This window comes from Fibrobacter sp. (assembly GCA_012523595.1).
Lineage (GTDB): Bacteria > Fibrobacterota > Chitinivibrionia > Chitinivibrionales > Chitinispirillaceae > JAAYIG01.
The window spans coordinates 1-9,958 of record JAAYIG010000072.1; the positions used below are offsets into that span (position 1 = coordinate 1).

The 9,958-nt window shown below is 44.3% G+C and carries 6 protein-coding genes; 4 read left to right on the forward strand and 2 right to left on the reverse strand.

Annotated features, from left to right (window positions below):
• The first annotated feature begins 279 nt into the window (after positions 1–279).
• On the forward strand, positions 280–750 hold the full coding sequence (locus GX089_04300) for a hypothetical protein (protein ID NLP01695.1): 471 nt from the start codon (positions 280–282) through the stop codon (positions 748–750).
• A 62-nt stretch (positions 751–812) separates the two neighbouring features.
• Here the strand turns inward: GX089_04300 and GX089_04305 are convergent, their stop codons facing one another.
• Together GX089_04305 and GX089_04310 are read right to left on the reverse strand one after the other, a co-directional pair.
• Positions 813–3,086: a hypothetical protein gene (locus tag GX089_04305; protein NLP01696.1), complete on the reverse strand. Its 2,274-nt coding sequence runs from the start codon at positions 3,084–3,086 to the stop codon at positions 813–815.
• Positions 3,087–3,143: 57 nt separating this feature from the next.
• On the reverse strand, positions 3,144–5,780 hold the full coding sequence (locus tag GX089_04310) for a hypothetical protein (protein ID NLP01697.1): 2,637 nt from the start codon (positions 5,778–5,780) through the stop codon (positions 3,144–3,146).
• A 313-nt stretch (positions 5,781–6,093) separates the two neighbouring features.
• Here GX089_04310 and GX089_04315 point away from each other — a divergent pair, with 313 nt between their 5' ends.
• From GX089_04315 to GX089_04325, 3 genes are all read left to right on the forward strand, one after another.
• A complete protein-coding gene (locus GX089_04315) occupies positions 6,094–6,297 on the forward strand; it encodes a hypothetical protein (GenBank protein NLP01698.1) in 204 nt (67 codons plus the stop codon).
• A 492-nt stretch (positions 6,298–6,789) separates the two neighbouring features.
• Positions 6,790–8,256, forward strand: coding sequence for an OmpA family protein (locus GX089_04320; protein NLP01699.1), 1,467 nt, complete (start codon positions 6,790–6,792; stop codon positions 8,254–8,256).
• A gap of 34 nt (positions 8,257–8,290) precedes the next feature.
• Complete coding sequence (locus GX089_04325) at positions 8,291–9,820, forward strand: fibro-slime domain-containing protein (GenBank protein ID NLP01700.1); 1,530 nt, start codon at positions 8,291–8,293, stop codon at positions 9,818–9,820.
• Positions 9,821–9,958: the final 138 nt, after the last annotated feature.

The following is a 9,958-nucleotide window of genomic DNA, read 5'->3' on the forward strand; positions in this document are numbered from 1 at the left end:
AACGCTTATTGACTATTGTATGTCAATTATAAGCTGTGCCGTATTGATGCAAAATCGTTATAGAATATGCATTTGGCTTTTTTGCAGGAACCATATGGTTAACATACGATATTCTCACGGAATCAGGCTTTATTTAAAGCAGGTATCATTGAGATATACTGCAACGGCTCTTTTTTTGCCCAGGGGAAAAGCGACAGCATCATTGTTTTCACCACTGACAGTACTTCTCCCAGACCGGATAGCTGGTGGGGAATCGGGGCTTCCGGCGATTATCATACCATGGAATATTGCCATATTTCAGGTGCCTATACAGGATTTTTCGTATTTTCGGGTGCAAAATCAGTATTTGTAAAGAATTGCCTGTTCTCCTGCTCAGGTACTGGAGTTGTAACTACTCCAACAAGCATCTCTTTTTCAAAATTGACTTTTGACAGTGTTGAACATTGCATCCATATATTAGGAGACCTCACTTCAACTGAAATTGATTTTTGTAACTTTCCAAGAAACTCTCATAATGATATTTTCGCAAGTGGAAATAAGCAGTCAATTACTGTAAGGAACTCAAACTTCTCGAAGAACAGGAGATACAATCTGTTTTTCCTCTATTCAGATGAATTCAATAAAATCACAGCCGAAAACTGCTATAATATTGTTGCTTACGGAGACACAGCCAACGGGACTTTCAATTTTATCAATTCGGCAAGTGAACCGATTGAAGGAGCGGGATGCGGTTTTAGCGGGAATTTCTAAAAAAAAAGGGGGAGAATTCCTAAAACAGGATTCTCCCCTCAGGAGGGCATGCAGGAAAAATGTCAGTTCTTGTCCATTTTTTCCATCTCTTCCTTAAGCTTTTCTATCTCACTTGAAATTGCCTTGTCCTTGTGAATCATCTTCTCCTGTACCTTCATGATATCAGTGGTACTGAGAATTTTCTGAATCGTTGCCAATGTATATTCCAGATCTTCCCTGAGCATATTAATATTACGCTCAAAAAACACAGTCCGCTTTGCTTCATCCCTGAAAAGAAGGTATTTGTCAATTTTTTGCTTACTTTTTATCTGTACTGCGTGCAGGCTGTCAAGGATATGCTGTTTAACCTGAGTTCCCCGACGTGCGACATTGGTTACATTTTCCGCAAAAAACGCGTACTGAATCCGATCACTTTCATAACGCATTCTCTCAGCAGCCAGGGAATCATCGGAAAGGGTTTGATGTTTCCTGAGCCTCTCGATTATTGGCTCCAGCAGTATCCTGGCCTGCTCGTACTGCTTCTGCAACATATTTCCGTAGGCCTGAAGGAGAGCTCCTTCACCCTGCATGATAAACCTGCCGCTGATCTGTGAAAGCTTCTGTCCTGCATCTATACAGTCTTTCCATTGACGGGCTTTTATTGCGGTCCAGCCAAGCCCCAGAAGCGCATCTTCATAGTAGTTACTCTGAGAAGGAACCATCCGTAAAGCTGAAACAGCCTTTGACAGAGCATTGTCTTCATAAAAGATATAACCAAGCATGACAAGTGACCGGTTTACGATCTCTTTTCCCGCAGGATCCTTCACTTCCGCACTAACACAGTTTTCAAGTGATGCTGCCACCATGTGCATCCCTGAATTGAGATGTGCATGCGCTGTTGCAGAGGAATGCTGGGCAAAAACATAGGCAGGATGGCTCTCAGGAACAATGGAAAAATACTGAAGTGCTTTGCGGTATTCTCCCTGAGCCAGTTCAGTTTCACCCATGATATAATTGGCATGTGCCAGAAGAGAATCAGGTGCACCCGGTTTGTTAAGCTCAGCATACTGGCTTGCCACCTGGTCATAGGAGCCCTGACGGTAAAACACTCTCATCATTCCAAGATCACTCATGTGTGCCGCAGCGCTCAGTGCATACTCAGTTTTTACCGTCTGGTACATCTTTACCGATTCCTCTCTCATGTCCATCTCTTCAAGTGACGAACCGGCATAATAGGTAACCAGATCATTCTTGTAAAAATCCGGAAATTCAGAAAGAAGACGCATATAAAGAAGATAAGCATTCCAGTATTGCCCCTGATAGTAATGCTTCATCGCACGGTTATAAAGCTCACTGGCATTAAGGCTGATCGTCCGCCCGATTCTCTTGGAGTGAACCTCCTCGCGGCTGGGACCTACGTCAGCACGAAAGTAAAGGGAGTGTGTGCCCTGAAGTTCACTCCGGAGTTCATTTCTGAACTGGTAAAGAACCGAAAAATCTCTTCCCCCGTTAACCTGAGGAACATTGAGTTCACATGCCGCACCCCACAACTCAACCTTTTTGGTATGTCCGACACTTGTAAAGCCCCTCAGGGCTACGAAGGGCAGCACCCATACACCACCCTGCATGAAAACGTTCCACTCGACAAATTTACTCCCGGTCGCAAATGCCTCGGCTTTTGTCAGAAAATCTGTTACATCACACTGAATATCCAGTTCTATCTTGTTCCCAAGTAATTCAGTGTGATAGTAAGCCCTCGTATTTGAGGTATATGCGGTATTATTCCCGGTTGAAAGAAAAGAGAATGGATTCTGGATATTAAGACCCACAAGATGGAAGCCAAGAATCGGATGGAGCAGCAGACGGTAACTGAAACCCAGGTCTGCTCCCATATTGTAGGAAGGGGATTCCCCGAAATTTCCGCAATAGGCAACATTGATATTGACACCTGCGTTCAGGCGCCCGATCGGATTTGTCGCATAGGAAAGTGTAAAAAGGTAGTTGTTGTTACTCGCAGAACCCAGTGTATCATCAAATGACCAGTTCTGTATTGTACGGCCGTTTTCTCCTACAACTGTGAATCCGACCGTGTTGTAAAAGCCTAAAGGCATCACAACCCCGGCCTCCCAGAGCTTGGATGCATTGTCAGTTGAAAGCGATACCACACCGCGAATGGATGAATACAACCGCTCCATCATAAAAGCCGGATTAGACAATGGAGAGTGATATTTGGAAAAAGTCCTCCACTGGTCCGACAGTATGTATTCCCCGGGCAGGCCGTCAGCCTGGACAAGCGAAACTCCGGTAATACATACCAGAGCGGTCACTATCAATAATAGTTGGCTTTTTTTCATCATTTTTTCCGGTTCTACAGAGGTGTATTGCCATCGACAACGGAGATAGATTTCCTCTCTTTACCTTCTCACTCCTAAATACAAGACCTTTGTATCTTTGATATTTTTCTGATTATCAAACACATTCACAACTGCTATATAAGTTCCTGTTGCGACTTTCCGGCCATTGCTGTTAAGTCCGTCCCAGGCAAAGTAAAACTTCTGTTTTTCCAGATCATAAACTCCGGGTTTATCTTTGATTATGGAATTCTTCACTACATCGTAAATTGAAACGGTACCGCTTAGAGTTATGTTCCGCAAAACCTCACCAGTTGGCTCCACCACTATGGTCAATCCATTCGAGGGTGGAGTAAGGCCGCTTTTACTATAGGCTATCTTTACTGCTTCAGGAATCTGATCTTCAGGTCTGAACGGGTTGTTTATAATTTTTGTAATTATCTCGTATGGAATCTCCTTGACTGTAATGGGTACTTTGCGATTATTTTCATTTGTCTGAGCATTGCCTTTGGTATCACTGATCATTGCGGGTGGATTGATCCAGACCAGATCATTTACCTTTATACTGAAACCGGACTGAACAGAGCTGATCCTGGCGGTGTATTGATTTCCCGACAAAATTCCGTTCTGCTCAAGTGTAACCTGGTAAACTGTTCCATCTCTGGAAAAAAGAAACGGTCTGACCGATGTAATGGGCGCTGGCGGTTCTGAAAAGATAACGCTTATCGAATCCCCCTTCGCAGAGATAATATACTGGGCACTGATAAGAACCGGAGCTACCCTGTCCTGAACCTGAACCGATCCTGCGGCAGTCAGATTTCCACTTGCAAGTATTCCATCTGACATGCTGATTACATCGCCGGGATCAGTGTAGGTTTTCATCTCCGGGCTGCCCTCCCTGACTATCCATGCCAGACCTCCATCCGTGATATTGACAGACTGAATCTGGAAACTGCGGGCCGATGGTAAATGTGTTAAACTCTGCAAAGAGGATAGATCAGATGGGGCCACCTCTCCTGTGATACCGGTGAAAATACTGTCCACAAAACCATCGGCATCTCTGTCGAAATAAATCGCAGAATTCAGAGAAAGAATCTTTCCGGAAAATGGATATGATTTACGAATGGTATCCAGAGGAATATCCGGATTACGGTAAATAATAATGATACTGTCCTGAGTACCATGCTGCAGTTTTAAGTCTGCAGTGACTGGTGAGGCGATTTCTCTGATAAAATTACCCGAAAAGCCCGATCCTGACTGAGAAAGGGAAAGATTTACCTGGTCTGTCTGTGTCATATTACTGACCTGAACACTTACACTCTTATAAGCAGGATCCGAAGTAGAAAAAACCACCTGCAGATCGCTCATGGCAGCAGTCACCGCAGTCACGGGTGAACCATTGTGATAAAGGTTGATATCCCTGTTGCGGCACAAAAGTTCCCCATCAGAAGGCGACTGGGCATTTCTTCTTATTACAGTAAAAGTAGAATATGTGGTAGAGTCGAAAACCCGGCCTGTGGCCTGATCTGTTAAATGATAAGAAACATTGATCGTAAATCTTGTTGAATCCTCATTTAGAGCAAAACTATTGCTGAAAACAAAGGAACTATCGGTGCGTACAGCCGATGTATCATTGTTTATCGCCACAAATGTTGGATACCCGGATTGGACGCTGAGAATAGGCTGAAGAATGTTATTCATAAACAGCGACATCAAATCCTCATAACTTGTCCTCAGTGTCCAGATAGCACTTTTGGGGTTTGATGAGGAAAAACCGTTATTACGAATGTTTTCCGTCATCCTTTCCATACTGTCCGGTGCTGCTCCGCCATCATTGAGAAACACAGTAAAAGTGGTAGGAGTGTTTGTTCCGGCCATAAAACCATATGGATCTTTCCCGCCATGGTAAGATGGGTTCAGACTGCCCTGATTCTGTGGTTCTCCGTCGGAAAGGAACACAATAAATCTCTGCTCCAGAGGTATATCTGCAACCGGAACTTGCAAAAGTCCCTGAAGAGCCGCATCAAAGGCGTTGTTTATATTGGTATAACCGGTTGTAGAGAACTGAGGATTATAAACCAGCTCAACTGCACCATCTCTGCTTTCCCTTGTCTGCAAGAAAAACCTGATTATTTCTATTCCGGTCATTGTTGTTCCATTCAGCGTATAACTGCCATTGAGCTGCAATGGAGGAAGGTAAGCCTGATTTTCATGAACCCTATTGGTAACAGTAACCCCTGTCAAGGGAACCAGAATATCATGCGTACGCTGGTCAAAATAGAGTACCTCTCTGAAAACAACCAGTCCGATCCTGGCCTCTGGCTGAACAGCATAGATGGAATCAAGCAGATTTCTTGTAACAGTATACCTGGTTCCCTCCCTGTCATTGCCGTTTCTGCCGGCTCCGGTACCCTGTGTCATACTGAGGGAGTTGTCCACTACAAACATAATCGCTGGTGTACCGCTGATAACTACGTAACCCTCAAATATGTTGGCAACATCACAGGTAGAAATGTTCGATGAGAGTGCGACAACACTTCTGGGCACTGTAATTACCTGCCCATCGAGATTCTCCGGACAGGTATTAATCGACCAATCGCATACCTCTGCGCTCTTCAGGTTGGAAAAAGAAATCACCAGAACTAAAGCGGTAAAAGTGATTCTGGCGCACTGGAGCCGGGATAACAGATTCTTTTTCATAATGTTATACCGTTTCGAACCGGTTAAATTGAGGATAGTTTTTTTTGTTCGTTGATCATGGGAGATCCTTTAGTTCAAATATATTTACCAGTCGATTAAAATTTCAGTTTTTTTAACTCGATCATCTTCACAGAAAGCATAGGCATTTCAGATACAGAACTTATAGCAACAGAAAATCAATAGTTTCCGGTTATCATAACTAATTTAATTATAACAAAGGTGAAATACTCCCCATCAACTACACTTTCATATCGAATCAGGAATCAGTGCCGGATCCCGTTGCTCTTTCACCCTGATTATCCAGATTAATAATATGATTTTCCTGATCCTGATGACATTCAGGGATTACAATGTCACAGCTTTTGTGGATGATTCCGGTGTTAAAAAGGAATTAGCTTGCAATGAAATACCTCCGGAAATTACCTGCCTCTTAAAAACATCAGGCTTTCATAATATCGGGGTATTCGGTGCAAAAACAGGGTGTTTTTTCCAGAAAAGATACTCTGGCAATGGATGATTTCGAGATGCTGGTTATCGCTGAAAAATAATCATATAGCCAGTAAGTCTTCGAGGAGAAATCTCTATTCTACAAAAAAAAATGATTTCTCCTCATCTGCAAACGACTGGATACCTTTTCACGAATCTTATCCGGATTATCTACGCAGAAACCAAAGACAGGTTACAAACTAAACGATGCTGGAATAAAGCACAGATATAACCATCAGTAAAAGCAGCATTACACTGACTGGAACGGCTAATTTATTAAGATATCCAAGCATAAATCCCCCCCTTGGAAGCTATTACCGATAATTCGGGTTTTCTCTGCATTTATTGCCAGCTTAAATTGATAAATGGACAGAGGATCATAGCCCCGAAAGCAGCAAAAACAAAAGTACTTTTTGAAAAATTTATTGCCACAGTTATACAATTAAATAGTGAGCAGGTTTTTCTCTGTAGTTAACTGAAACCTGGCCTGAAAGCACCATCTCAGCTCTGTAAAAGGTGATCTATGAGTGCTGAGCAACAAAAAAAATGCTGTCTGATAATTAGTTTCCTTTTGTTTGTTCTCTTATTTCCTGCCGGAATACTCTGTGACGGGCTCCCTGGAGAGTTTCTATTAAGCAGCAGATGGCGCGATCTGATGTGGTATCATTCTCCTTTATCAAACCCGGCTTTTCTCACTGAAACCAGCAATATTACATTCAGAGCAGCAGTATCTCCTGTCCTTCAGGGCGCTTTTACCCTTGGCGAAATGGGCCTGACAGTACCCATACTTCTGAATCACATCGCAGGAGTCTCTCTTATCGGGGAGTACGATGGAAAGGTGCAGAGTGCCCGTTTTGATGAAACATCAAACCGTCTTGTTACAGGTGAAAACGAGATCAGCAACAAAAATTTTTACGGCATGCTCAGCTATGCTTTTATACCCTGGAAAAATCTCAGTGCCGGGGTAAATTTCGCTCTTGCACATCAGACAAATTTCGGGGAGCCCCAAACCGGAGTCGGTCTCGATTTTGGATTTTCCTGGAAACTTGTTTCATCCGACAGCTCCCGGAGTCATCTTCTCGGAATATCTACTGTCAACCTGATTTCACCCTCTGTTGGCAGTGATGACGGTTCTTATTCCCGGGATATCAAGGCTTCCTGGGCAGGCTGTTTTTTGAACAAGTCCCTGGAAGCCGGGCTTGATCTTGATTTGAGAGATTTCTGGGCACGTGTAGAGGATTTCAAAGCCGACGGAGACCTCAGATCTGCAGGTAAAGATCTTGAGTGGGGTCTCTCAACACGGGCCGGATATTGGATTTTAAATACCTTTGCCATTTTTGGACAGCTTGGCTTTGACGAAAGGGGAGTTGAGTACTGGGGTCTTGCCGGAGGGATCAGAATCCCTCTTAAGAAAAACCTGGGAACGATCACCTCCTTTTATCAGTACAATATCAAGACCGAAGGTTCCCTGGCTTCCTCACATACCATTTACCTCTTGTGGAGTTTCGGAAAAAGCCGGAAAGAGATGTGGAAAAAGCAGATCACAGATACAAGCCAAACAGACCTGCTATCAAAGTTAAAAGAGATCAGAGGGCTCAAGGTAGAGGAGGAAAAAGAGTATATCCGCATCACGGCTACCCAGATCGCGGTTAATTTTGCCTCAGGAAGCGCAGATCTTCCCCCTGATGCCATCCCGGTGCTCAAGGAGATTGTAGCTTTCCTGAAAACCTACCCCAATCACCCCGTGCTCATCGAAGGACACACAGATAATGATCCTATTATTGGGAAACTCAGGGAGAAATTTCAGGATAACACGGCTCTGTCCCAGGCACGCTGCCAGGCCGTCAAAGACTATTTCGTCAAGACAGAGAATCTTCCGGAAGAGCTTTTCACAGCTATCGGCTATGGTGAGTCCCGTCCGCTTGTTCCAAATGATTCCAGGGAGAACAAACGGATAAACCGAAGGGTGCTTGTAATTGTAAAAAAATAAGCTGTCAGCTTTTCCGGATTGCAGAGGAGGAATTATGAATACCTGTACTCACCTTATGGTTGCGGGAACTATCTGTCTTTGGCTGTTATCAACGGCGATTGCTCAATCAGGACCCGCAGACACAATGTGGGCAAAGGTGACATTCTACGATTTCCATGCTGATGGCAGCAATCCTGAGTTTAACCCCGACCACAGAGCGGGAGTTTACAAAGGCATGGTGAGAGATACTCTGAGTCCGGACCGCAAACCTCTGCGCGGCCCCAATCCTTTCTTCAGCCAGAACATAGACAAATGGTTCAGACCCTGGGAGCCAGGTGATTTCAAGGTTCCGGTTTATCAAAGCAACGGCAGGCTTGACCGTACCATCAATGCATCCTACGATACAGCTTTTAAAAATATCACTATAGAGGACTCCCTCCCATTCCTCCTCATCGGTGATGGTGTCTATCTTTTCGAAAGAAGCGGCAGAAACAGTACTGAGGAATTCTTCTGGATCGATGGTAAAGGATTTGGCAATGAGCCTGAAGGTTACAACCACAATTATTCCTTTACGATGGAGCTCCATTCCTACTTTACATACAGGCAGGGATTGAGGTTTGAATTCCTGGGAGATGATGATGTATGGGCGTTTGTCAACAATCACCTGGTACTTGATCTCGGCGGCATACACACTGCCCAGGCCGGGACTGTAGACATGGACAGCATCGGACCACTTCTGGGTCTGGTAGATGGTGAAGTCTATCAATTCGACTTTTTTTATGCGGAGCGCCACGTCACCAACAGCCACATAAAAATCACCACCAACATGATAACCCGTGCCGATGTACGCGGCCCTGTAGTACGACGTGCGGTCCTGAAGCCCAGTGCCGAAAACAACAGCAAAGATACGCTCATTATCTCATTCAACACTCCGATACTGTGTGAAGATCTTTTCGAAGCTCCGGTTGAAAATTCGTTTGTTTACAAAAGTGACGGAAACAATCTTCTGAAAGGCTCTTCGTACTCAGGAACATGTAAGAACAAATACATCAATTCTGTCAAGATCCTTGTTGATGTCAGCAGTAACATTCTCCAGCAGAATGACAGCATCGGGTTTCGGAAAGGCAGTATTTATGTCACAGATCCTGAAGGCAACCATCCCACCAATCCTGTCAAGGTGAAAGTCGAGGTAAACAGGGAGGCAAGCATTGAAGTCACAGGCTATCCCACACCTGCATCACCTGATAAGGAGTTTGACAGCCGCATACGCGCTGCTTACGGTCCGGTTATAGGCAACAACAAAGCAGGGGCACTGATCGGGTTCTACTCAAAGATTCCCCTGCAGCTTGTCCCTGGAACTGACCATTATGGTACTGCCGATATCTACGATGGAACAGCAAACCTGGTGCAGAAGAATCTACCTTTAAAGAGTGCAGGGACAACTGGAGTATATGGAGTTTACTGGAATATCAAAAACCGCAACAAGCGTATAGTTGGCAATGGTACATACCTTGTGGTAATAAAGGCAAAATTCTATGATGGAGAAAATACGGAAAAGCGAATAAAGATAGCAGTATCCAGATAGCCGCTTGACCCGGCTGAAACTCTTTTATTGACTCCAAACAGGTATTGTAGTATTTTTGTCTTTTCTTTGCGAGAGTAGCTCAGTGGTAGAGCTCCACCTTGCCAAGGTGGCTGTCGCGGGTTCAAGTCCCGTCTCTCG